This is a genomic window from Erythrobacter sanguineus, assembly GCF_900143235.1.
GTDB lineage: Bacteria > Pseudomonadota > Alphaproteobacteria > Sphingomonadales > Sphingomonadaceae > Erythrobacter > Erythrobacter sanguineus.
The window spans coordinates 124,589-148,414 of sequence record NZ_FRDF01000005.1; the positions used below are offsets into that span (position 1 = coordinate 124,589).

General features: G+C 62.7%; 17 protein-coding genes and 1 tRNA gene. 7 read left to right on the forward strand and 11 right to left on the reverse strand.

The window, feature by feature from the left end; genetic code table 11:
* Positions 1–3: 3 nt before the first annotated feature.
* From BUA05_RS05335 to hflX, 6 genes are all read left to right on the forward strand, one after another.
* Positions 4–1,134 carry a two-component system sensor histidine kinase NtrB gene (locus BUA05_RS05335; protein WP_245790094.1) on the forward strand — a complete coding sequence of 377 codons (1,131 nt, stop codon included), beginning with the start codon at positions 4–6 and terminating at the stop codon, positions 1,132–1,134.
* 18 nt (positions 1,135–1,152) lie between these two features.
* A complete protein-coding gene (locus tag BUA05_RS05340) occupies positions 1,153–2,592 on the forward strand; it encodes a sigma-54-dependent transcriptional regulator (protein ID WP_245790095.1) in 1,440 nt (479 codons plus the stop codon).
* A gap of 69 nt (positions 2,593–2,661) precedes the next feature.
* Positions 2,662–4,893, forward strand: coding sequence for a sensor histidine kinase (locus BUA05_RS05345; RefSeq protein ID WP_084662483.1), 2,232 nt, complete (start codon positions 2,662–2,664; stop codon positions 4,891–4,893).
* A 51-nt stretch (positions 4,894–4,944) separates the two neighbouring features.
* Positions 4,945–6,333, forward strand: a complete 1,389-nt coding sequence (ntrX, locus tag BUA05_RS05350) for a nitrogen assimilation response regulator NtrX (protein ID WP_072673629.1) — start codon at positions 4,945–4,947, stop codon at positions 6,331–6,333.
* A 146-nt stretch (positions 6,334–6,479) separates the two neighbouring features.
* Positions 6,480–7,073 (forward strand): RNA chaperone Hfq, encoded by a 594-nt coding sequence (hfq, locus tag BUA05_RS05355; RefSeq protein ID WP_072673630.1) that lies wholly within the window; start codon positions 6,480–6,482, stop codon positions 7,071–7,073.
* A 26-nt stretch (positions 7,074–7,099) separates the two neighbouring features.
* Entirely contained in the window at positions 7,100–8,395 is a 1,296-nt protein-coding gene (hflX, locus tag BUA05_RS05360) for a GTPase HflX (protein ID WP_084662484.1), read from the forward strand.
* Between the two features lie 9 nt (positions 8,396–8,404).
* Here the strand turns inward: hflX and mazG are convergent, their stop codons facing one another.
* The 9 genes from mazG to BUA05_RS05405 form a co-directional block, all read right to left on the reverse strand.
* Positions 8,405–9,172 (reverse strand): nucleoside triphosphate pyrophosphohydrolase, encoded by a 768-nt coding sequence (mazG, locus tag BUA05_RS05365; protein ID WP_072673632.1) that lies wholly within the window; start codon positions 9,170–9,172, stop codon positions 8,405–8,407.
* 38 nt (positions 9,173–9,210) lie between these two features.
* Positions 9,211–9,408 carry a hypothetical protein gene (locus BUA05_RS05370; RefSeq protein ID WP_072673633.1) on the reverse strand — a complete coding sequence of 66 codons (198 nt, stop codon included), beginning with the start codon at positions 9,406–9,408 and terminating at the stop codon, positions 9,211–9,213.
* Positions 9,405–10,187, reverse strand: a complete 783-nt coding sequence (locus BUA05_RS05375; protein WP_072673634.1) for an MBL fold metallo-hydrolase — start codon at positions 10,185–10,187, stop codon at positions 9,405–9,407. The genes BUA05_RS05370 and BUA05_RS05375 overlap by 4 nt, the downstream gene beginning before the upstream one ends.
* Positions 10,184–10,960 (reverse strand): TatD family hydrolase, encoded by a 777-nt coding sequence (locus BUA05_RS05380; RefSeq protein ID WP_072673635.1) that lies wholly within the window; start codon positions 10,958–10,960, stop codon positions 10,184–10,186. The genes BUA05_RS05375 and BUA05_RS05380 overlap by 4 nt, the downstream gene beginning before the upstream one ends.
* Positions 10,960–12,540 carry a methionine--tRNA ligase gene (gene metG / locus BUA05_RS05385; protein ID WP_072673636.1) on the reverse strand — a complete coding sequence of 527 codons (1,581 nt, stop codon included), beginning with the start codon at positions 12,538–12,540 and terminating at the stop codon, positions 10,960–10,962. The genes BUA05_RS05380 and metG overlap by 1 nt, the downstream gene beginning before the upstream one ends.
* On the reverse strand, positions 12,533–13,489 hold the full coding sequence (locus tag BUA05_RS05390; protein ID WP_072673637.1) for a DNA polymerase III subunit: 957 nt from the start codon (positions 13,487–13,489) through the stop codon (positions 12,533–12,535). The genes metG and BUA05_RS05390 overlap by 8 nt, the downstream gene beginning before the upstream one ends.
* The gene (gene tmk / locus BUA05_RS05395) at positions 13,486–14,130 is read right to left on the reverse strand and encodes a dTMP kinase (protein WP_072673638.1); all 645 of its coding nucleotides are present in this window, start codon (positions 14,128–14,130) and stop codon (positions 13,486–13,488) included. Before tmk ends, BUA05_RS05390 begins: the two co-directional genes overlap by 4 nt.
* Entirely contained in the window at positions 14,127–15,254 is a 1,128-nt protein-coding gene (locus tag BUA05_RS05400) for a D-alanyl-D-alanine carboxypeptidase family protein (RefSeq protein ID WP_245790096.1), read from the reverse strand. The genes tmk and BUA05_RS05400 overlap by 4 nt, the downstream gene beginning before the upstream one ends.
* A 98-nt stretch (positions 15,255–15,352) precedes the next feature.
* The gene (locus tag BUA05_RS05405; RefSeq protein WP_072673640.1) at positions 15,353–16,405 is read right to left on the reverse strand and encodes a lytic murein transglycosylase; all 1,053 of its coding nucleotides are present in this window, start codon (positions 16,403–16,405) and stop codon (positions 15,353–15,355) included.
* A 90-nt stretch (positions 16,406–16,495) separates the two neighbouring features.
* On the opposite strand from BUA05_RS05405, the gene BUA05_RS05410 reads away from it, so the two are divergent.
* A tRNA-Ser gene (locus BUA05_RS05410) sits at positions 16,496–16,585 on the forward strand.
* A 15-nt stretch (positions 16,586–16,600) separates the two neighbouring features.
* Here BUA05_RS05410 and BUA05_RS05415 read toward each other — a convergent pair.
* A complete protein-coding gene (locus tag BUA05_RS05415) occupies positions 16,601–18,715 on the reverse strand; it encodes a proprotein convertase P-domain-containing protein (RefSeq protein WP_072673641.1) in 2,115 nt (704 codons plus the stop codon).
* Positions 18,716–18,718: 3 nt separating this feature from the next.
* The gene (locus tag BUA05_RS05420) at positions 18,719–23,818 is read right to left on the reverse strand and encodes a DUF11 domain-containing protein (protein ID WP_072673642.1); all 5,100 of its coding nucleotides are present in this window, start codon (positions 23,816–23,818) and stop codon (positions 18,719–18,721) included.
* Positions 23,819–23,826 lie beyond the last annotated feature (8 nt).

The following is a 23,826-nucleotide window of genomic DNA, read 5'->3' on the forward strand; positions in this document are numbered from 1 at the left end:
CCTGTGGCAGCCAGCATCCCCGCCCGGGAGGGCGGCCCTTCCGGACCTGCCGATCCGACCCTGATCGATGCTTATCCCGATGCGCGGGCGCAGATCGCCGGCATGATCTTTGCCGTTTTGCTGATCGACGGATCGGGACGGATCGTGGAAGTGAACCATGCAGCCGAAAACCTGCTCGGCACCAGCGCAAGCCGCCTTGTCGGCACTCTGCTTTCGGAGCGCATCGGCCCGCTTGATCCGCGGGTTGAAACGCGCCTTTCGCTTGTCGACGAGGCGCTTGTTGCACGTGAACTTGCGATCACGGTGGGTAACACGGTCATCCGGGCAAACCTGACGGTCTCGCCGCTTGGAAGTTTCCCCGGGTGGCGGGTGGTCACTCTGTCGGAGATGGGCCATGAGGATGTCGTGCAGAACCAGGGAGGGGAGACAATGCTTGCCGCTCCCGCGGTGCTGGCGCACGAGATCAAGAACCCGCTCTCCGCCATTCGCGGCGCTGGTCAGCTGATTGCGCGCAAGCTTCCTCCAGCCGACAAGAAGCTGGCCCGCATGATCACCGACGAGGTTGATCGGATCGCGCGGCTGATCGACCGGATGCAGGAACTCGGCAGCACCCGCACCGGGCCGGTCGATGCGTGCAACCCGCATGAAGCCATCCGTGCGGCAGTAGCAACCATACGCGTGGCCGGAGCGAACCGGGGCGGGGTTGATATCCGCGAGGAGTTTGATCCTTCGCTGCCGCCTGTCCTTGTTAACCGCGATGGGTTTGAGCAGGTGCTGATAAACCTGCTTTCGAATGCCGGTGATGCCGCGCGCGCAGGGGATAACGAGCCCAAGATCGTGGTCCAGACCCGCTTTGCCAGCGGCCTTGCTTTCAGCGCGGTTCGCCATGGGCGCCCGGTTCCTCTCCCGATCGAGATCACCATTACCGATAACGGGCCGGGCATTCCGCCTGATCTGCGCGATCACGTGTTCGAGCCGTTCGTCTCGTCCAAGCCATCAGGGCAGGGCCTCGGCCTGTCGCTGGTGCGCAAACTGGTGCGCGACATGGACGGCAATATCAGCCACGAGCGCGACCAGCGCAGCGGGCTCACGCACTTCCGCCTGCATCTCCCGCAAGCTCCGCGCGGGCGCTAGACCATGTCCGGAAACACCATGAAGACCGTTCTGCTGGTCGAAGATGACACCGCCATCGCCACGGTCATCATGGCCGCGCTGGAGGACGAAGGCTTTGCGATACAGCATTGCACCAGCATCGCCGCGCGCGATCGGCTGCTGGCTGAAAGGCGCTATGCGGTCATGCTGACCGATGTCATGCTTGAAGATGGCGATGGGCTGGCGAGCCTTGAGGCGGTGCGCGAACGCGCAGCCGACATGCCGATTATCGTGCTTTCAGCCCAGAACACGCTCGATACCGCAGTGCGCGCGAGCGAGAGCGAGGCTTTCGAATATTTTCCCAAGCCGTTCGATCTTGATGAACTGGTCCATGCCGTTCGTCAGGCGGCGGGCCAGAGGGCGGCCGGCGAACCGGGGACGGACAGCGGCCTGCCCGAAGGCGATAGCGACAGCGCGCGGATGCCGCTGGTCGGGCGCAGCCCCGCAATGCAGAGCGTCTATCGCATGATTACCCGCGTGCTGCGCAATGATCTAACGGTGCTCATCACCGGCGAAAGCGGTACGGGCAAGGAACTTGTCGCCGAGGCGATCCATCAGCTTGGCAGCCGCCGGACGGGGCCGTTCGTGGCGGTCAACACTGCGGCAATTCCGGCTGATCTTGTCGAAAGTGAACTGTTCGGCCACGAAAAGGGCGCCTTTACCGGGGCCATCGCCCAGGCAATGGGCAAGTTTGAACAGGCCAATGGCGGAACGCTTTTCCTCGACGAGATCGGCGACATGCCGGCTGAAGCCCAGACCCGGTTGCTGCGGGCGTTGCAATCGGGACGTATCCGGCGGGTCGGAGGCCGGCAGGAGATCGCGGTCGATGTCCGCATCATTGCCGCCACGAATCGCGACCTTGGGCCAATGATCACCGCTGGCACCTTCCGCGAAGACCTGTTCTATCGCCTCAATGTGGTGCCGATCGTGCTGCCGCCTTTGCGTGAGCGGCGCGAGGATATCGGCGCGCTTGCGCAGCATTTCCTGATCCTTGCTGCCGAGGATGGCTTGCCGCGGCGATCGCTTGCGCCCGAGGCGATTGGCCGGCTTGAACAACGCAATTGGCGCGGCAATGTCCGCGAACTGCGCAACGTCGTCTATCGCCTTGCGCTGATGGCGCGTGAGGATCGGATCGATGCCGAGAGCCTTGCCGACATCATTGGCGAAGAGATCGCACCCGGTGCTGGCCCAGGCCGTGACGCACAGGGTGGCTTTGCGCCCGCGTTGGCGGCGTGGCTGGCAAACGAGGTGCCGCCGCCGGGAACGCTCTATCATCGCGCGCTGGCGGCCTTCGAAAAGCCGTTGATTGAACATGCGCTCGGGCGGACCGGAGGCAATCAGCTGCGTGCGGCCCAGCTATTGGGGATAAACCGCAACACCTTGCGCAAGCGGATTGGTGAACTCGGGCTGGAGCCAGACCGCTTTTCGCAGCCTTCCTGACACGGTTGGGCGAACCTTCCGCAGTTTCGGCTTGCACATTTGCCACACCATTGTTGTAAAGGAGCAACGATGGATGTGCCCATGTCACGCTTGCCGAGCTTTTCACCGAGGCAATCCCCGCGTTGGTGGCGGCGTTTCATCGTCGCTTCGCGGCGTGCGAACATCTTCCTCTGGCTCGAAATCCTGTCGGCCCTCGCGCTGCTTGCGGCAATCGCAGCGACCTATCTTACCTATTCACGCGTAACTGCGCCGGACGATCTGCTGCCAACGATGAAGGTTTCGGTGTTACTGATGGCAACGCTCGTACCGGCGATGGCGCTGCTGGTGCTGATCGGTCGCCGGGTCGCGCTGCGCCGGGCGGCGGGCAGCACGGCGCGGCTGCACGTGCGGCTTGTGTTTTTCTTCTCGATGGTTGCTGCGCTGCCGACATTGCTGGTGGCAGGCTTTGCCGCCTTCCTGTTCCAGACCGGGGTCGATTTCTGGTTTTCCGACGATTCGCGCGGCCTGATGGAAAATGCCAATGCGCTGGCGCAGAACTACTACGATGCCAACCAGCGCGATGTGCAGCAGGAAACCCTCGCCATGGCCAGCGACATGCGCTTCATCCTTGAACGGGTCGCGATCACCGATGGCAATTTTCCCGATTTCTACGCGCTCCAGGCGCAGGGCCGGAAAATCTCGGAAAGCGCCATCCTCCAGCGCATGCCCGATGGGAGCCTGCGAACGGCTGCCATCCTCAACCTTACCGAGGACAACAGCCCGTCAGACTTTGTTGACGATGCGCTGCCGCGGCTCGAGCAAGGCGAATTCGTGGTCGTGTTCGGCAGCCCGGAGCGGATCGAGGCGCTTTCGCCGATCGATCCCGACAGCGGCATCTATCTCTACAACGCCCGCACCACCGAAGAAACGATGTTCAATTCGTGGGAGAAGGCGCAATCGATCGTCACCGCCTATGACCGGCTGACCGGCAGTGCGCGGATGTTGCAGCTGCGCTTTAATATTGCGCTGGTGGCGGCCAGCCTGCTGTTGGTGGGCGTGGCGATCTGGTTTGCGCTGCGGTTTGCCGATCGGCAGGTGAAGCCGCTGACCGATCTGGTCGGTGCGGCGCGCAAGGTGGGGCAGGGCAATTTTGCGCTGCGTCTCGAAGGGCGCACCGGCGCCGATGAAATCGGTCTGCTCAATCGTGCGTTCAACCGCATGACCGCCCAGCTTGAAAAACAGACCCGCGCTTTGGTGCGGGCCAACCGGCAAATCGATGACCGCCGCGCCTTCATGGAGGCAGTGCTCGAGTCGGTGACAGCGGGGGTGATCTCGGTTGACGAAAAGAACCACGTCACGCTGATGAATTCCTCTGCCCAGTCATTGCTGGCTCAGTCGAATGTCGAAGGCGCAAGCATGGCCGGCCACGCGCTTGAGGACATGGCACCTGAATTGTGCCGGATGATCGCGGAAGGCAAGGAGCGGGCGATCATCACCCATGCCAAGGGTGCCGAGTTGCTGACGCTCGCCGTCAAGGTGGCGCCGGGGACCAGCGGGCATGTCATCACCTTTGAGGATATCACCCGCCAACTGCTTGATCAGCGTCAGGCTGCATGGTCGGATGTCGCGCGCCGGATCGCGCACGAAATCAAGAATCCGCTAACCCCGATCCAGCTGGCGACCGAGCGGTTGAAGCGGCGCTACCGCACGCAGGTCGGGGACGAGGATCGTGTGCTGTTTGACGAGCTTACCAGCACGATCGTTCGGCAGGTGGGTGACCTCAGGAAAATGGTCGACGAGTTTTCGTCCTTCGCGCGCCTGCCCAAGCCGGTTTTCCGTGATGAGGATGCACTCGATCTTGTGCGGCAATCGGTGTTCCTGCAGGAAGTCGCGCATTCCGGCATTGCCTTCAGCGTTTCATCCGTTGACCTGCTGGACCGCGAGGTGCGCTGCGACCGGCATCAGTTCGGCCAGGCAATGACCAACGTGCTGAAGAATGCTGTCGAGGCGGTCGAGGCCCGTGCCAGCGAGGGCCGCGGCGAATATGCGGGAGAGATCGCCGTTGCCATCAAGGATGCCGGCGAGGCCATCATGGTCACGATCGAGGATAATGGGGTCGGGCTTCCTGCCGACCGCGAGCGTCTGGCCGAACCCTATGTCACCACCCGCGACAAAGGCACCGGGCTTGGCCTTGCCATCGTCAACAAGATCGTCGACGAACACGGCGGCGACATGAGCTTTGCCAGCACATCCAGCGGGGGAACCCGCGTCAACTTGCGATTTGCCCGTAATCCGCAACCGGTCGGGGGCAATCCTGTCTGATGCCCCGCACGCCACGCCACATCATGAACCGTAAGCCAAGGGACTCTGCCGATGGCGCTTGAAATCCTGATCGTCGATGACGAACGCGATATCCGCGAACTGGTTGCGGGGGTGTTGGGTGATGAGGGCTATCTCTGCCGCACCGCTGCCGACAGCACCGAGGCGCTGGCCGCCATTGACGAGCGCCGCCCGAGCCTTGTGCTGCTGGACGTGTGGCTGCACGGCAGCCAGATGGACGGGCTTGAACTCCTCGATGCGATCAAGGCGCGCGAGCCGGGCCTTCCGGTGATCATCTTTTCGGGCCACGGCAATATCGATACTGCAGTGGCTGCCGTGGGCCGCGGGGCGATGGACTTCATCGAAAAGCCGTTCGAGGCCGAGCGCCTGCTGCTGCTGGTCGAGCGCGCGACCGAGACCGAACGGCTGCGGCGCGAGAATTCGCGCCTGCGCGAAGGCAGTTGGGGCAGCGCCGAATTTACCGGCAATTCCCCGGCCATCAATGCGGTGCGCGCCACACTCAAACGCGTGGCCAATACGGGGAGCAGGGTGCTTATCTCCGGCCCTCCGGGCGCGGGGAAGGAAGTGGCGGCGCGATTGCTGCACGCGTGGAGCGGCCGGGCAGAAGGCGCTTTTGTACTGGTCAATTCGGCCCGGATCACGCCCGAACGCTTTGAGCAGGAACTGTTCGGCGAGGAAGCCAATGGCAAGCAGGTGCGTCCGGGCCTGCTCGAACTTGCCGATGGCGGCACGCTCTATCTCGATGAGATCGCCGACATGCCCCTGTCCACGCAGGCGCGCATTCTGCGGGTGCTGACCGAGCAGAGCTTCGTGCGGGTGGGCGGCACGCGGCAGATCGGGGTGGACGTAAGGGTCGTTTCGTCAACCACGCGCGATCTGACCGTCGAGATGGCGGAAAAACGGTTCCGCGAGGATCTGTTCTACCGCCTCAACGTGGTGCCGGTGGTGCTCCCGTCGCTGGCCCAGCGGCGCGAAGACATCCCGGTTCTGGCCGAGCACTTTTTCACGCGTTACTCGAATGATCAGGGCGTGCTTCCACCGGAGCTTTCGTCGGAAGCCATGGCTGCGTTGCAGGCCTATGACTGGCCCGGCAACGTCCGCCAGCTCAGGAACGTGGTCGAACGCACCATCATCATGACGCCGCGGGAAAGGCTGAATACGGTCGAAACGGACATGCTGCCGCCCGAAATCACCGGGGGACAGCTGGGCGCGGCGGGGGAAAACCTGTCGGCGATCATGGGCGTGCCCCTGCGCGAGGCGCGTGAAAGCTTCGAACGCGAATATCTCTCGATCCAGATCCGCCGGTTCTCGGGCAATATCTCGAAGACCGCGAGCTTTATCGGGATGGAACGATCAGCCCTGCATCGCAAGCTCAAGCTGCTTGGCATGGCGGATCGGCGCGACGAAGCGGATAAGGAATAGCGAACCGAAACCCGGGCCAAATCAGCCCTTGTCGCTTCGGGCAGCAATCGCCATTATGTACCAAGGAAGCAAGTCGCTCGGTGAAGTGGCGGGCCTACCGACCCTGCGGACCGCAATATCGGCCGCCAATAACAGGAGCCAAGACCATGTCGAACGGGCGAACGCTCTCACCCCGTCCTGTAACACGCGCCGCCGCGTCCGCAGATCAGCCCGGCGTCGACGCGGCCCCTTCCGCAGTACGTCAGGGCAACCTGCAGGATGCGTTCCTCAACCTGCTGCGCAAAAGCAAGATTCCCGTCACCATGTTTCTGGTCAAGGGCGTGAAGTTGCAGGGGATTGTTACCTGGTTCGACAATTTCTCGATCCTGCTGCGCCGCGATGGTCAATCGCAGCTGGTCTACAAGCACGCGATTTCCACCATCATGCCCGGCCAGTCGCTCGATGCGGCACAGTTTCACAGCCGGCCTGGCGGCAAGAAGCAGAAACTGCTTCAGGACGTGTTTCTGAGCCGCGTGACCGAGGCAGAGGTGCAAGTGACGATGTTTCTCGTCAACGGGGTGATGCTGCAGGGCCGCATTGCTGCCTATGACCTGTTCTGCATGCTGCTTGAACGCGATGGCGCGGTGCAGCTCGCCTATAAGCATGCGGTCTCGACGATCCAGCCTGCAGGCGCGGTCGATCTGAGCGTCGGCGATGACGATGATGACGACAGCCTTGCTGACAATGGGACGGTAGACTGAGCTTCGATAGCCAATTTGACGAGGAAGTGACCCGCGGAGCGCGGGCGCTGGTGCTGTGTCCGGATATCAGGGCGCTGCGCTATGATCTCGATGCGGCCGAGCGGCTTGCCGAGGCCGAAGGGCTTGCGGCCGCGATCGGACTGGCGATTGTCCACTCCGCGATCCTGCCAGTCAGGCAGATGCAGCCCAACACCCTGTTCGGATCAGGTCAGGTCGAAAACATCGCGGTCTGGTGCGAGCAATACGAGGCCGAACTGGTCATCGTCGACGGAGCGTTGACGCCGATTCAGCAGCGCAACCTTGAAGACCGGCTCAGGCGCAAGGTGATCGACCGCACCGGATTGATCCTTGAAATCTTTGGCGAACGCGCGGCGACCGCCGAAGGGCGCTTGCAGGTCGAGCTGGCCCATCTCGATTACCAGCAGAGCCGTCTGGTGCGCAGTTGGACCCACCTTGAACGTCAGCGCGGCGGTTTCGGCTTTCTTGGCGGTCCGGGCGAAACCCAGATCGAGGCTGACCGGCGGATGATCCGCCAGCGCATGGCACGCTTGCGGCGTGAACTTGAACAGGTGCGCAAGACCCGCACGCTCCATCGTGAGCGGCGGGGCAGGGCGCCATGGCCGGTTATCGCGCTGGTGGGTTACACCAATGCCGGCAAATCAACCCTGTTCAATCGTCTGACCGGGGCCGAGGTGATGGCCGAGGATCTGCTGTTCGCCACCCTTGATCCGACCATGCGGGCAATCAGTCTGCCCGGGGTCGAAAAAGCCATCTTGTCGGACACCGTGGGTTTCATTTCCGACCTGCCGACGCAGCTTGTCGCCGCTTTCCGTGCAACGCTTGAAGAAGTGACCGGCGCTGACCTTATCTGCCATGTCCGCGACATGGCCAACCCGAGCCACGCGGCACAGAAAAAGCAGGTGATGGATGTGCTCGGCGATCTCGGCGTGGTCGACCCTGATACGGGTGAAAGCAGCATTCCGATACTTGAAGTCTGGAACAAGTGTGATCTTCTGGCGCCTGAAATGCTTGAGGAAATGCGCGAGTCTGCCGATGTCCAGGGTGCAGCCATCCTGTCTGCCGTAACCGGCGCAGGCGTTGCGGCTCTGGAGGATCGGATTGCCGCGCTTCTCACCGGCACTGCGCGCGAGGTCAGCTTTGTGCTGCCGCTGAGTGATGGACGCCGGATGGCGTGGCTGCATGCGCATGGCGATGTTCTGGCAGAGGAAGACGCGGGCGAGGGGGATGAAGGGCCGCTGCGCCGTGTGACCGTGCGGCTCAACCCCAAGGAATTGGGGCAGTTTGTCACACTCGGTCAATAAAACAGCACGTTACTCGGTATTTTTGACCTTTTGCCAGAGCTTTTCCTGATCGGCGAGAGAAAGGTCGGGGAAGGTGCCTTCGGCCATTTCTTCCATGGCGCGAAAACGCCGTTCGAATTTTGCATTGGCGGCGCGTAAGGCATCTTCTGCGCTTATGCCGTGAGCACGAACGAAGTTGACGGCAGCAAACAGCAGGTCGCCAGCCTCCTCGATTTGGGCGTCTTCTGAAGGTGCCGTATTGAGTTCTTCTATTTCCTCGATAATTTTCGCCTCTGATCCGGACGGGTCCGGCCAGTCAAAGCCCGTGCGAGCGGCGCGTTTCTGAAGTTTCTGCGCGCGCATCAACGCTGGTAACGCCAGCGCCACGCCATCGAGAGCGCTGGTAACGCCCTTGGCTTCGCGCTCGGTTTCCTTCAGGTCTTCCCAGCGTTTCTCGTCCATGATGCCGCCAGCGTCCGAGAATATGTGCGGATGGCGCGTTTCCATCTTGTCGCTGATGGCGTTGGCAATGTCGTTGAAATCGAAGTGACCGGCTTCTTCGGCCATGCGCGCGTGGAAGACGACCTGGAGCAGGAGGTCGCCGAGTTCGTCCTTGAGTTCCGCCATATTGCCGCGCGCGATTGCATCGGCGACTTCGTAGGCTTCCTCGATGGTATAGGGGGCAATGCTGGCGAAGTCCTGTGCCAGATCCCAGTCGCACCCATGATCAGGATCGCGCAATCGCGCCATGATTGCCAGCAAATGGGAAACAGGGGACTGTCGGGGGCCTTCGGGCATGCCATACCTTAAGATGGATAATATATATTATGTAAAATCTAGACCAGTGTTCCAGCGGTGTCCTGCGCCATCATGAACCACAGCACCAAAACATAAAGCCCGACAAAAATCGCCAGCCAGACCAGTGCCATTCTGGCCATCTGACCCCATTCAAGCCGGTAAGAGGCCAAGGCTGCGCCAACCACAACCAGCCACCCAATGCTGCTGATGATCGGAATGAGCATTTCCGGGCTCATGCGATGATCTCCAACCCGTCATAACCGACTGTCACGAAATCTGGCACCTCGTCGCAAAGCTCGCGATAATCCATGCTCTTGTCGAGATGGCTCAGGACCACACGCTGCGCGCCGCAACGTTCACCCAGTTCGATTGCCATGGCAAGATGCGCATGGGTCGGGTGCGGTTCACGGCGAAGGCAGTCCGATACAAGAATATCAATATTGTCGAACAGATCGATCATTTCGTCAGAAATATCACTGAAATCTGTAGCATATCCGATGGACTTCCCGTCAGCATCGAACCTGTACCCGGTGGTTTCGCCGGGACCATGCGCCATCTGGCACCATTCGACCCCGAAACCCGCAATCATCCGCAACCGGTCAAGCGTATCTATGGTACAGATCGTGGGATAGCCATCCTGCCCCGCAAACACATAGCCGAAGCGCTGCCGCAAGCGTCGCACGGTTTCGGTCGATGCAAAAGCCGGGATCGGCCCGGCACGTCCGTAACGCAGCACGCGAAGATCATCGATACCATGACAATGATCGGCATGGTCATGGGTCCAGAACACCGCATCAATGCTGCCGATCCGGTTGGCGAGCAACTGGGCGCGACAATCGGACGAAGTGTCTACCAGCAAGCGCCGACCATCATCGCTCTCGACCAGAATGGAAACGCGGGTGCGGCGGTTTCTCGGCTCATCCGGATCGCAATCGCCCCAGTCGCCGGTGCCGTCCGGCCCGCCCAGTCTGGGAACACCGGTCGAGGTGCCAGAGCCAAGCATGACCAGTTTCACAGAGCAGCCTTGTTGAAAAGCCGGAAGAAATTGGTGGTTGTCTGTTCTTTCAGTCGTTCGACATCCGTTCCGCGCAGGCCCGCGACGAAGGCAGCCGTATCGGCGACATAGGCGGGTTCACACACCCTGCCCCGATGCGGGACCGGGGCGAGGAACGGACTGTCGGTTTCCACCAGCAGGCGATTGTCAGGAATGATCTTTGCAACCTCCTGCAAGTCCTTGGCATTCTTGAACGTCACGATCCCGGACAGCGAGATCATCAACCCCAGTTCCAGCACCTTTGAGGCAAAATCGGCAGACGCCGTGAAGCAGTGGATCAGCGCCGGAAACGCCCCCTTCCCCATTTCTTCGGCCAGGATGGCGTGGGTATCATCCTCGGCGTCGCGGGTGTGGATGATGAGCGGCAACTGCGTCTCGCGCGCAACATCAATGTGCATCCGGAACAGCTTTTGTTGAGCGCCCCGGTCAGAATGGTCGTAAAAGTAATCGAGCCCCGTCTCGCCAATCGCGATCACCCGGTCATGCCGTGTCGCATCGAGCAGCGCCGCACGGCCCAGATCCTGATGCGCGTCGGCCTCGTGCGGGTGGATTCCCACGCTGGCGAACACATCGGGTTCGCGCGCAGCGGTGCCGACGACCTGCGCCCATTCGCTTGCCCGCGTCGAAATGTTGAGAAACGCCCCAACGCCGGCTGCTCGTGCACGAGCCAGCACCTCGGCCTGATCCTCGACCAGACCTTTGTATTCGAGGTGACAGTGGCTATCGACCAGCATCAGGCACCCTCGCCCTCGGCAGGCAGTTCAAGCCGCGGGAACAGCGGAGTGGGCGGAGCAACGGTGAAGCCGCTGGCGACGAGGCGGTCGAACCACGTGTCGTTGTCAATGGCAGCATAGGTGCGTTCATTTTCGGGGATGCCAAGCTGATCGAGCAAGGCGGCTGCCTTTTCCGGCGTAACCGGTTGAATGGCGATGGCCAAGGTCCTGAGTTGCTGGAAAAGGATAGTTAGAACCACCCTCATACGATCGGGATCGGACTTCTTTAGCGCCCATGGGGCCTGCTCATCGACATATTGGTTGCAGGCATAGACCGCGCGCAACCAGTCCTCGATTCCGGTAGAAAAGGAAAGCTGCTCGAAGGCTTTTGGAAGCAGGGTCCGTGAAGCATCATTGACCGTATTCCTAAGTTCCAGATCAGCCTCGGCAGGGGAAAAATTCACTTCAAGCCGCCCGTCCATGTTCTTGGCAATCATCGACAGGGTGCGTTGCGCAAGGTTGCCAAAGCTGTTTGCCAGCTCGGCATTGGCTCGCAAAACAATCGCTTCGGGCGAATAGCTGCCATCCTGTCCGAAGGCGACTTCGCGCATCAGGAAGTATCGCAAGGCATCGACCCCGAACCGCTCAGCCAGTTCCAGCGGATCGGTGACATTGCCGAGCGACTTCGATTCCTTCTGTCCGCGGTTGAGCAGGAAGCCGTGACCGAACACCTTTTGTGGCACCGGCAGTTTCGCGCTCATCAGGAAGGCGGGCCAATAGATCGTGTGAAAGCGAACGATATCCTTGCCGATCAGGTGCAGGCTGGCAGGCCAGAAGGTGTTCATTCCCTCTGATATTTCATCGGGATAGCCAAGACCCGTAAGGTAATTTGTGAGTGCATCGACCCACACATACATCACATGATTGTCCGAGCCGGGCACCTTGACCCCCCAGTCAAAACTGGTTCGGCTGACCGAAAGATCGCGCAGACCCTGTTCGACAAAGGCGATCATCTCGTTGCGGCGGCTCGCCGGTTCTAGGAAACCGGGAGTGCGCAACAATTCGAGCAAGGGTTGCTCGTACTTCGAAAGGCGGAAAAACCAGCTTTCCTCGATCGTCCATTCAACCGGCGTGCCCTGCGGAGAAAGCTTTTCGTCGCCCTCGCCTTCGACCAGCTCGCTTGCGTCGTAATAGGCCTCGTCACGGACAGAATACCACCCCTCATAGCGATCAAGATAGAGATCGCCGGCTGCTTCCATCGCTTGCCAGATGGCCTGGCTGGCGCGGTGATGATCAGGCTCTGATGTGCGAATGAAACGATCATAGGACACATTCAGAGCATCGCACATGTCACGGAAATAGGAGGACATTTCGTCCGCCAGATCACTGGGCGTACGGCCCTGTTCCTCGGCCTTGCGCGCCATTTTCAGGCCGTGTTCGTCGGTGCCGGTCTGAAACCGCACGCGGCGGCCCTGCAGCCGCTGGAAACGGGCGATCACATCAGCTGCGATCGCTTCATAGGCGTGGCCGATATGCGGGCGCCCATTGGGGTAGCTGATCGCGGTGGTTATGTAGAAGGGGGAGGTATCGGTCTCAGCCATGGGCGGGTTCGCTAGCGGGCGCGGCGGCGACAAGCAAGCTGCCGATCTCGAAGGGGAGCATCCCGGGATCGTAATTCGCAGTCGGCGCTTCGGCGGCGAGCGCAACCAGCGCGGCATAGGCATCAATCAGACCCGCACGGCGGCCTGCATCATCCGTGTTGCGTGCAGCGCGGGCCGTGAGTGCCTGAGCGAGATCGAATACCGCCTGCATCCGGTCGCGATCAGCGCGTGGGCCGATCAACCGGGCGAGTTCGCCGCGCAAGGCAAAGCCTTCCTCTCCGCCGGAAAGCAGCGTTTCGATCTCCCGGGCCAAGGGCGCCAAATCCTGCTCGGCAAAGCGCAGTGCCGCGCCGAATGACCCTTCGGCAGCGGCAATCGCGGCCGGATCCACCGGCAATCCGGACTCCTCCAGCATCGCTGCAAGCTGGCTGTCGGACAGCACCGGAAAGCGCAATGTCCGGCAGCGCGAACGGATGGTCGGCAGCAGCCGCGCCGGGCGGTGCGTCACCAGCAGGAAAAACGTGCCCTGCGGCGGTTCCTCAAGGCTTTTCAGCAGCGCGTTGGCGGCCGCTTTCTCCATGTCGTCGGCCGGATCGATGATGACGACGCGACGTGCACCCAGTGTCGGGCGGGTGGTAAGCCGTTTCTGCATCGCCCGGATCTGTTTGATGCGGATGCTGCGCGCGAGTTCGAACGGCTTGCCATCGGCTGCCGCGCGTTCGGCCTTGTCATCCTTTGGGCCATAGGTGAGGACAAGGATGTCAGGGTGATTGCCTTGCGGTTGCGGCACACCGGCTTGCGCAACCAGTTCGCGCGCGGCAGCCATGGCGAAGTCGCGTTTGCCGAGGCCGCTTTTGCCAGCCAGCAGCCAGCCGTGGTGCATCCGCTCACTGCCGATTGCATCGCGCCATTGCCGCCATGCGTCAGTGTGATTGGGCCAGCGGATCATGCGGCTTCGCCTGCGGTCAGATCGGCGATCGCGGTCATGATCCGGCGATGGACATCTTCGGGCGCGCCGATGCCGTCGATGGGGACAAAGCCGGAAGGGTCGGCCTGGGCAATGTTGCCGAAGGCGTCGGCCACCGCACGGTGATAGCTGGCTGGACGACCTTCGATCGCGTCGCTGATCGCGCCGCGGGTCGCAAGACGCTGTGCCAGAGATGCCTCGTCACCCTCGATCAGGATCACCCGATCAGGGCGCATGCCATCGCTGCCAAAAGCATGAAGCGAAAGGATTGCGTCGTCACCAAGTCCCCCTGCCCCACCCTGATAGGCACGGCTTGAATCGACAAAGCGGTCGCATATGACCCAATCCCCGCGGGCGAGGGCTGGCCGGATAAGCTGCGCGACATGGTCCGCGCGGGCCGCTGCAAACAGCAGGGCTTCGGCCTCCGCGGTCCATTCGCCCCCGGGTGGGTTCAGCAACAGGTTGCGGATGGCTTCCGCACCCGGGGTGCCGCCGGGCTCACGGGTCATCACGACCGAAAACCCCAGAGCGCGCAGCGCCTCGGCCAGCAGCTTTGCCTGGGTGGACTTGCCTGCCCCCTCCCCGCCCTCAAAGGCGATAAAGCGACCGCGCGCGGTGCTCATGCGAAAAGGCCCGCAATGGCGTTGATGATCCGGTCGAAAGGGCCAGCAGCTGCCACCGCTTCAGCCGCGAACAGCGGAATGCGCGCCGGGGCAACGCCGGGTGCGGTCACTTCGAGCACGGCGACCTCCTGTCCGGCGACGATGGGCGCGCGCAGCGGGCCTTCATAGCGGATGGTCGCGGTAGGCTTGCCCTTGCTTCCGCGCGGCAGGTTGATGGCCACAGGCCCTTTTGCCACCAGATCAAGACGGCGCGTATCGCCGTTCTGCACTCGCGCTTCGCCGATAACGGCCTTTGCCGGGAACAACCGGCGTCGATCCAGGGCGGTAAAACCCCATTCCATATAGGCCCGCGCCAAGCGTCCGCGCAGCCGGCCATTCTCCACGCCTGCCAGAACCAGAACGAGCCGCTGCCGATTGCGCCGGGCAGTTCCGAGATAGGAGAAGCCGGATTCGTTGGTGAAGCCGGTCTTGATCCCATCTGCCCCCGGTGTCCGACCGATCAGCGGATCGTGATTGATCTGCGCAATGCCTTTGTAATCAAAGCCGGTACGGCCGACGTAGTAACCGAACTTGTCGGGATGGCGTGTCACCATGGCCCGGGCGAGCTTCACCAGATCATTGGCGGTGGCGAAGGTGCGCCCTTCATCGGGAAAGCCGTTGGGCGTTCCGAAATGGCTTCCGCTCATGCCCAGCCCGCGCGCGGTATCGTTCATCGCCGCCGTCCATGCGGCAACCGAGCCCGCCTGCCCGGCCGCCAGCACCGCCGCCCCGTCATTGGCCGAGACATTGGCGATCCCCAGCAAGAGGTCGTGGACCGTCACCTGCTCACCCGCATCAAGGAACATGGTCGAGCCTTTGCGCCGCCATTCGCGCGCCAATTCGGGGCTCATTGCGAAAACCTGTGCCGGATCGAGCCTGCCTGCCTCGATCAACTCGAACGCAAGGTAAAGGGTCATCACCTTGGTCACCGAGGCCGGCATGAACCGCCGGTCGGGATTGCGGGCGTGCAGCACCTGCCCGCTGGTGATGTCCACCAGCAGCGCCACTGGCGCCTCGTCAGCAGACGGGACCGCGGGGGCGATCTGGTCATCGGCTGACTGGGCGCGCAGGGGCGCTGCGACCATGCACAGCAGCAAGATCAGGGCAAGGCGGTTTCGCAAAGAGGCAATCACGCCGCTAGCCATAGCCCCGCCCCGCGCGCTTGGCGAGGCTCGCCCCATGCTCAGTTCACGATTTCGTCGGCCAGCAGCCCCACGCTCATGGCGTAGTAGTTGGAGCAGTTATATTCCAGAATGGCGCGGTAATTGCCGGTCAGCAGCCAGGCCGGTGCCCCGGGGCCGTCGGGCTGGAACAGCGAGGCCATCACCTCGTCAGCCAGCCCGCCCTGCGCCACCACTCCCAGCGCGCGCCATTCGGCGACAGTCCTCCAGACGCTGTGGCGTTCATGCACCCGTGGGCAGAGCGGTGCGACAAGGCGGGTCTTGTGGGCATCGAATTCGAAACCCGAAGGAACATAGGCCCGCACACCCCAAGGCTGCCCGGGGCGCCATCCGGCATCGCGGAAATAATTGGCGATCGAGGCGAAGGTATCGGCCCGGTTGGAGAATATGTCTGCTCGCCCGTCCCCGTCACCATCGGTGGCAAGACGCAGATAGACGCTCGGCAGGAACTGCGGATTGCCGAAGGCGCCGGCGTAGCTGCCAACCAGTTGCGACCGGGCATAGCCCTTGTCCGCAATCTTCATCAGCGCGATGAATTCGCCCGCGAACAGCTCGCGCCGGCGTCCTTCCCACGCCAGCGTGGCCAGGCTGCGAGCGAGATCGAAATCGCCTTTGATCCGGCCATAGCTGGTTTCGTGCCCGAAGATCGCGATGATGATCGCCCCCGGCACGCCGGTTTCGCGCTCGATCCGGGCAAGCAGCTCGCGGTGCTCGGAATAGACGCGCCGCCCGCTGCCGATCCGTTCGCCGTTGACGTGAGTCGCGATATAGGGCGCGATCGGCGGATAGCCCTGCGTCGTGGCGCTGCCGGGTTGGTTGCGGTCGAGCCGGATAACGCGTTCATTGGGGGTGAGACCGGCGGTCATCCGGTCGATCGTCGCGCTGGTCACGCCTTCAGCCCGCGCCCGCGCCTTGAGCAACTCCAGATAGGCATCAAACGGCAGCGCCGCCTGATCGGGCGCCTGTGCGGTGGCAGGAGCGATCGCAGGCGTTGTGCCGAACAGCGCAGTTGCGGCAAGGGCAAGACAGGCGACAGGAAGAAGGCGGGGAATCATCTGGACAGGGATGTCACACCTTGGGCAAATTCCCAACAACCGAAGTATGGTGACTTGGCAAAGCAGCCCCGCTAGAGGGCGAATTGCAGCGGACAGGTGGCCGAGTGGTTTAAGGCAGCGGTCTTGAAAACCGCCGTAGGTGCAAGCCTACCGTGGGTTCGAATCCCACCCTGTCCGCCACCTTCCCTTTGGTGGTCATTCAACCACATACCGGACTGTGACCGCCACAGAACGCCCACCTGCAAAGGCGCCGCGCGGGCGCAGGCGGAAATCCGTGATGGCCGGATCGCAGCCGGAGCCATCGGCAACCGGAGTGTAATTCCAGCTTAATCCGTCGTCGTTCGAGAATTCGAGATCATCAGTCGCTGAACCCAGCGCGCTGAAGCCGTAAATCAGGCCGGAAACGCCGCCCGGATCGTTCCAGACCACCGGCCCGCCCGCTCTGCCCAGCAGGCACAGCTTTGCATCGGCCGGTCCCTGATCCCACACCACCACGCTATCTGCATCCGTTGCCGAGGTGCCGGTGTTGGCCACGGTGATGAGGTATTCCACCAGCGCGCCGGGGATCGCCTTGGGGTTGTTGGTGCCGTTGACCGGATCGGAAATCAGCGAGCTGACCTTGGTCACGGAAAGGCGGGTAAACGGGTTGCAAACCTTCAGATCGTGGATCGCGATCGCTTGCTGGCCGGGATCGGTCGGTGCATTCGAATTGTTGCCGTAACGGACCACGATACGGTCAATGCCCTCGGTAAAGGTAACAACGACATTGCCAAACGGTTCGGCATCGGCGGACAGGCCATCACCGATCACCACATTCCCGGTGACCTGGTTGACATTGCCGTTGGTCAGCACAGGCAGCACGGTGGTGCCGTTACGGGTGCCGAACACCTCGACCCGATCGGTAAACTGGCCAGCAAAGAAATCGACGTCAAAGATCGAGAACTGCAAACCTGTAAAAACACGCGGCAAGGTGACGTCGATCTCGACATCGCCCGAAAGATTGGCCTGATCGGCCAGCAGTGTCAGACTGTTTTCAGGGCTTACAAAGCCACCTGTCAGCCCGTTGAACACGGTCGGCGATTGTCCGCCGAACTGGGCACTGTTCAGGAACGCGCCGTCATTGCCGATCTGGAAGCGGATGTTGCCGAAGCTGGCAAAGGCATAGGTATTGTCGGTTGAACCGGGACTCCATCCCGGAATCAGATCCCAGTCGAACACCGAAATGCCCGCCGGACAGGCCAGCACCGGGACAATGCCGGGCGCCCGCCCGCTCTGAACGATCAGCGCGGAAACAGCATGGTCATCCTCGCTAGTGATGCCGTTGTCCGGGGTGGAATCAAGGTCGATCGCGCTGCTGCTGATGATCTCGGCGATGTTTGTCACCGTGGTTCCGGCGCTGGACGAGACCGTTCCGGTCAATGTGATCGCCGCGCTTTCGCCCGGGTCAAGCGCGCCGACGTTCCACACACCGGTTGCCGCATTGAAGGTGCCGGTGCCGGTTGCTGCGGAGAAGTTGAAACCTGCGGGCAAGTTGTCACGCACGGCAATGTCGGTGGCGGTAATGGTCGATGCCGTGCTGCTTGTCACGGTCAGCCGCCAGGTTGCAACGCCGCCCGAAACAGGAGGCGACCCGATAAGTTGCTTGGTCAGGGAAAGATCGGCGAAATCCGAGGGCAAGGCGGTGAGGTAGAGTTCGGCATGGCGGAACTCGCCATCATCTGAGCTCGGAAAAAGATCGCACATTTCCAGCCGCCATGTTCCGGCAGAGTTCTGCCCGTTGAAGGCCGACAGGGCGTTGTTCGGGCGGAAGCGGTTCTGGAAGGGTGGAGCCGTGCTCGCATGGTTTCCCGTCGGACTGTCGGTATTGACAAGCTGCGCCGCCGCGTCGTCCAGCACGACGTTGAAGTTGTCCCCGCTGGTGGACTGAGTGTCCCCATTGGTCACCTGTACCCGTGTACCATCGGGCGAGACCAGCGTGATCTGTAGGTCACCGCGCCACCTGTGGGTAATCAGCACCCCAAGGTCGACATCGGCAATGGTAAAGCTGTCGGTGACATTGAAGTTGCGCACCAGCGGATTGGTGCAGGTCCGCGTCCCGTCGATAACGCCGTCATTGGTTACGACATAGGTGCTGACCGCTTGCGCCATGACAGGCTGCGCAAAGGCAAGGCCGAGCGCGGCAAGCAACAGCCGCAGCAGCACTGCCACAGCCTTTTCAAAGCGTCCTGTCCACTCAGCCGCATCCATGCCCGCGCGATAAGGCAACATGGTTAATGCGGTGTTGATCTTGCGCTGTTTTCCCGTCGCCATGGCCTACCGCCCCAGCCCGAGGAAAGAGAATGTGTCGGTGTCGAACTTCATCCGCACGCTGGCAAAGACGCCCTGATCAGTATTGCGCGCAGCGGCAAAGTCACCGTCGCGAAAACCGCTGACGTTGTAGCCCAGTGTGACCAGCATGCCTTCGGCCGGGACAAAGCCGATGGTCGGGCCATAGGCGAAGCTGGTCACCTCGTCCTCAAGGCTGGCGCGCACGGTCACGCTCCCCCCGACTTCAACCCGTTCCGACAGGCCGATGCGGGCATCAAGCCCGGCAAGCACCATGGTTCCGGAAAACTCGGTGCCTTCGAATTCGTCGAAATTGTAGCGTGCTCCGAGGAACAAGGTGTATTCATCGCGCCGGGTTTCTGCCCCATTATTGCTTCCGCGCGGTGAGAAATTGGTCGAAAGGCTGGCGACCAAGCGGCGGGCAATCGCATCGCCATCAACGATCAGCGCGGTGCGCCCGGCCCCGCCTGCCTGCCCGGCAATTGCATCCTCGACCCGGTCGCTGCGATATTCGAGCCGTCCCAGCATCGCCAGCGGCGAGTTGTCGGGACGGTGGGCAAAGGCAATGCTCGCATCCATGATCTCGGTGGCTGCGCCATTGCCGCTTTCGGCCAGCGTCCAGGTCAGGCCCGATCCGACGAGGCTGCCCTCGCCCAACTGACGGATCGCGCCGAAGGTCACGCCCTTGCGGTCAGCCTGTTCGCCGTCGCGATATTCGCCGCGTGCGGTCAGGCTCCAGCGATCCTTGCGCCAGGCTGCACCAAAGGTAAGCGCGGTGAAATCCTCGAACAACAGCCCACCGGTCAACTGTCCGCCGCTCGCGGCAGGCTGGGCCGGGTTGATGATCTGCGCGGGATCAGGCGTACCGCCAAGGGTGCGGTTGCCGTCGATGGTTGCGTCGATCATCAGTGTGGGCGTGACCTGCAGGGTCTGCGACAGGCCGAAGGCGGCAAAGCTGCGGGTGCCGTTTTCGCCGATGGTTTCCTCGCCCAGTGAGGTGACCACCTGACCGCCGCGCCATGGCGCAACCTCGATCCCGCCGCGCAGCTGGCGCGCGTCGAGCGTCTCGCCATCGGCAATCTCGTAAGTGCCGACCAACCGCACATCGGGGGTGACGGCATAGCGCACGCCCAGACGGTGGCGCGCGGGCAGATCGAAGCTCTCCGCCTGGCCCAGCGCGACGGCGGTGCTGCCGGAAAGTTCAAGCTTGTTATCGAACATTCGCTGGGTCGCCCCGGCTTCGAGCACGGTCGAAGATGCAGCCGAACCATCGCCCAGCCGGTCCGTGAAATGGGCAATGCCGATCCGCATGTCGGTGCGCTGGCGGGTCAGCACCATCTGCGCCTGCGCAGCACGGCGGCGCGTGGCATCGATCAGGCTTTCATCCTGCCACAGACTGCCGACGAGGTTCAGTTCCTGGCTGAGCAGAACCCGGCCATCGACCCCGAGCTTGCGCCGCCCGACTTCGGCGGCGTTCTGCTGGCCGATGCCGTACTCGCCATCGATCTGGCGGGCATAGGCGAGCACATCAAGCATGCCGGTCTGATGCTGGGCTTCGACCAGCCAGCCGGTCGCAGTCTCGCCCTCACGGCGGCTGACACCCAGCTCGGCGCGCAGTTCGGTAGCATCGCCGATCCGCGCCAGCAGATCGACCGCGCCAATAGCGGTGCGGGTCGCTTCGCCGCCGGGGCCGGTGATGCCCGCATCGGTAATCGCGCTTGCCCCGACCCGCAGCTTGCCATCATCGCTGGTCCAGTCGGCGCGCACCCCGGCATTCATCTCGCCTTCGGCCGCGCCATCGGTTTCGAACTCGATGACGATGAATTGCGGGTTGAGGTTTTCGTCACGGCTCAGCACCGGCGCGGCAAAGCTGATGGTGCCCGCCAGCAGATCGAGATCATAATCGGCAAACCGCGTCAGCTCGCGCACCGACACGATCAGTTCGGGGCGAAAACGGTCACGCACCTCGATGGTGACCCGCTCGCTGTTGGGCAGGATGCGGCGGCTTGAAAGGTCGTAAGGCCCGGTGATGCCCTGCCCCTGAATTTCCTGGCGGCGGAACCGGCTCGCGATTTCGGCGGCAAAGCCTTGCGCCTTGAATTGTCCGATCCGCGCCTCGGCCTTCACCCCGGTGGCGGTGCGGTTGTAATTGGCAAGGCGCGTCTGGTTGAAGGCGGTCTGGAAATCGCCATAGAGCGCATAGAAGGTCGAGCTTTCGATCCGGACATAAAGCTTTTCGCGGCTCGCGGCATCAAAGCGCCGGGCCGACGCATCGCCGAACACGGTGTAATAGGCCTGCGGATCAAGCGCGCCGAGCACCCGCTGGTCCTCGCGCTGCTTGGCGCTGTCATAGGCCAGCGTCAGCAGATATTTGCCCAGCACCCGGCCCTTGGCATAAAGCGCGACACGCGCATCATCGCCAAGGTCGCTGTCGAACCGTCCGGCGCGCTCCATGTTATCGGCTACCGAACGCGCCCCTGCCGTGCCTTCGACAAGACCGACGATCGTCCATTCGATATCGCCCGGCTCAACCCACGCCTCAAGCTCCTGACGGCGGGTGATCTGGCCATCGTCAAAGGCGAAATCGAGCCGCAGCGAACCGCTGACCATGGTCGGCGCAAGTTCGATCCGGGCAATGCCATCCTCGCCCTCGACCACCCAGCGCGCAGCCACCGGCGCGGTGCCGGTCAGCTGATCGAGCTGCTGGCGATCGATCTGCTCGGCGCTTTCATAGGGCGCGTTGAGCGTGAAGTTGCCCGAGATGCCCTCGCGCAAGGGGCGATTATTGCGGTCCAGCACCCGGATCGCCACCGTCGGCCTTGTCCGGCCGTCAGCGATGAGGTTGGACAATTCCGGCACCAGTTCGACCCGGGCGGGCGTGCGGGTAAAGAACACTTCGCGCGTGAAGGTCCTTGAGACTTCGCCAAAGGAATTGATGATCCGCGCTTCGAGCATGCTGCGCTCGTTGATCAGCGGCACACCGCGCCACTGGCTGATCGCATATTTGCCGCGTTCGGGGTTCTGGGTGCCATCGAAGGCGAGCGGATCGACCGGTTTGCCGTCGATCAGCAATTCGACCTTCTGCCCGCGGCGGTGACGGATCACCACCCGCACTGCCGGGGCGCGGGGATTGGCATCTTCGGCAGGTGCAAGAAAGCCGTCCTCGCCATCACCCAGCGCAATCCAGCCGGTGGTCGGCTTGACCGGCTCAGGCGCCGCCTTGTCCGCTTCGACGGCAAGCGGGCTGGCTTCGGGCTGAACCTGAACCACGCCTTCGGGCAGAACCGCATGGAAATCGGCCACCACCAGGCTGCCGCCCTGCCCGATCGCAAAGCGCGAAAATGCGCTCCCGGCGTTGCGTGTCGACGTGTGGCAATCGACCATGCGCGCGCCTTCGGGCAGGGTCATGCGCGACACCTGCACCACATGGGTGCCGGGCACCACGCCTTCAAAATGATAACGCCCATCGGCATCGGTGACGGCGAAGCTGCCATCCTCCAGCATCACCCTGACGCCCGCAAGCCCACTACGCGCGGCTTCGTCGATCGTGCAGTCGCCGGCCGTGATCCGGCCGATGATGGTCATCCTGTCGGCAATGCCTTCGCGCTCGATATCCACCGCCACAGAGGCACGCGAGATCCGGCCAAGCGCGTCGGTCACGCTTGCATCATTGATAACCCGGCCCGGCGGGGCGTCGGGGCGAACATTCATTGCATAGGTCACACGGGCGCTCGCGCCGCCCGGAAGATCGCCCAGCGCGATGTTCAGCGATCGGCCATCGGGCGCGATGGTAACCGCTTCCGGGGCGGGCGCGCCATTGATCCGCACGCTGTCGGGCCGCAGCCGCAGCCAGCGTGAAGGCGTATCGGCAATCGTCACCTCTCGTTTGATGCGCGACGGATCGGCGTTGCGCGCGATCAGGGTATAGAACACGATATCGCCCGGCGCAGCGCTGGCACGCGAAGCGGTCTTGGTCAGCCCCACCGCAAGGCTTGGCCGATCAAGCGGAATATCAACCTCAAATGGTTCGGGATTGTCGAGCACGAAGGCCCGGCCAAAGGATCCATCATTGATGGCAAAGGGCAGCCCGTCTGGCCGGGTCAGACCGGACAGCGCCGCGGGCGACACGACCGAGGGCGCGCCATAGGGTTCGGGCGGCAGGACTTCGAGCCTGTAGCTACCCGTCGCGGTCAGCGGAAACCAGAACCGGCCGGGTCCCATCGGTATAATCCGGCCCGCACCATCCGTGATGGACTGGCCCGAAATCACGCTGGAGGGCCACGATGTAACCCCGTCCTCGGCAAAGACCGTGGCAGGCGCACCGGTAGCGGCATCGACCAGGGTGACCCGGGCACCATCGACAGGCTCACCGGTTTCGCTGTCGAACACCATCCCGAACGGATCGACCAGCACATCGAGCGTGGTTTCGACCAGCACAGTTTCGCTGCCGGGATTCATTGCCGCGACCGTGATCCGCGAGCCGTCACCGGCGCTGAGTACGCAATCCCCGGTCACGAGGGCGGGCGGGATCCGGCTGGTGCTGATCCGTCCGGTGAAGATCCCGCTGTCGGGGGCTGTTTCAAAAATCGTCAGGGTTTCGCGATCACCATCGGTTGTGGTGAGAACCACGGTCAGGCTGTCGATCGCCGCCGAATCGCGGTTGGCACCCTGCGCATCAATCTCGAAGAACAGCGGTTCCCCGCCGCGCAGTTGCTCAGCAGGAACGACACTTGCGGTGCTGATGCCGGCGGTTTCGGTTGCGGCGGTCGCGTTCTGGCCCGCAAGGCTGCTGGTGCGCTGCACCGGATCGGGGCGCGTGCCGCAGCTTGGCGGGCGAAAGGTCAGTTCCAGGCCTTCTCCCGGCGCGCGGCGAAACACCCGTATCGCAGGTGGCGGCGGCGGAGCGAGGCTGACATCGAAGCGGACCGGATTGCTTTGGGTCCCGCCGCGTTCGCCATCGAATTCCCAGCTGGCTTCGGCAATATTGGTGATCGTCCGGAGGCCAGTGGATGAATCAGTGTCCTGTGCGGCCACCCCTCCTTGCGGCACGCCGAAAGGCAGCAGCACTGCAAGGAGTGCTGCTGCCATGGGCCGCA

What these genes read in the sequence shown, in the direction of transcription:
- BUA05_RS05340 (WP_245790095.1), top strand. Translation starts at nt 1,153, where the DNA reads ATGAAGACCGTTCTGCTGGTCGAAGATGACACCGCCATCGCCACGGTC.
- BUA05_RS05345 (WP_084662483.1), top strand. Translation starts at nt 2,662, where the DNA reads ATGGATGTGCCCATGTCACGCTTGCCGAGCTTTTCACCGAGGCAATCC.
- ntrX (WP_072673629.1), top strand. Translation starts at nt 4,945, where the DNA reads ATGGCGCTTGAAATCCTGATCGTCGATGACGAACGCGATATCCGCGAA.
- hfq (WP_072673630.1), top strand. Translation starts at nt 6,480, where the DNA reads ATGTCGAACGGGCGAACGCTCTCACCCCGTCCTGTAACACGCGCCGCC.
- mazG (WP_072673632.1), bottom strand. Translation starts at nt 9,172, where the DNA reads ATGCCCGAAGGCCCCCGACAGTCCCCTGTTTCCCATTTGCTGGCAATC.
- BUA05_RS05370 (WP_072673633.1), bottom strand. Translation starts at nt 9,408, where the DNA reads ATGAGCCCGGAAATGCTCATTCCGATCATCAGCAGCATTGGGTGGCTG.
- BUA05_RS05380 (WP_072673635.1), bottom strand. Translation starts at nt 10,960, where the DNA reads ATGCTGGTCGATAGCCACTGTCACCTCGAATACAAAGGTCTGGTCGAG.
- metG (WP_072673636.1), bottom strand. Translation starts at nt 12,540, where the DNA reads ATGGCTGAGACCGATACCTCCCCCTTCTACATAACCACCGCGATCAGC.
- BUA05_RS05390 (WP_072673637.1), bottom strand. Translation starts at nt 13,489, where the DNA reads ATGATCCGCTGGCCCAATCACACTGACGCATGGCGGCAATGGCGCGAT.
- tmk (WP_072673638.1), bottom strand. Translation starts at nt 14,130, where the DNA reads ATGAGCACCGCGCGCGGTCGCTTTATCGCCTTTGAGGGCGGGGAGGGG.
- BUA05_RS05400 (WP_245790096.1), bottom strand. Translation starts at nt 15,254, where the DNA reads ATGGTCGCAGCGCCCCTGCGCGCCCAGTCAGCCGATGACCAGATCGCC.
- BUA05_RS05405 (WP_072673640.1), bottom strand. Translation starts at nt 16,405, where the DNA reads ATGATTCCCCGCCTTCTTCCTGTCGCCTGTCTTGCCCTTGCCGCAACT.
- BUA05_RS05415 (WP_072673641.1), bottom strand. Translation starts at nt 18,715, where the DNA reads ATGGCGACGGGAAAACAGCGCAAGATCAACACCGCATTAACCATGTTG.
- BUA05_RS05420 (WP_072673642.1), bottom strand. Translation starts at nt 23,818, where the DNA reads ATGGCAGCAGCACTCCTTGCAGTGCTGCTGCCTTTCGGCGTGCCGCAA.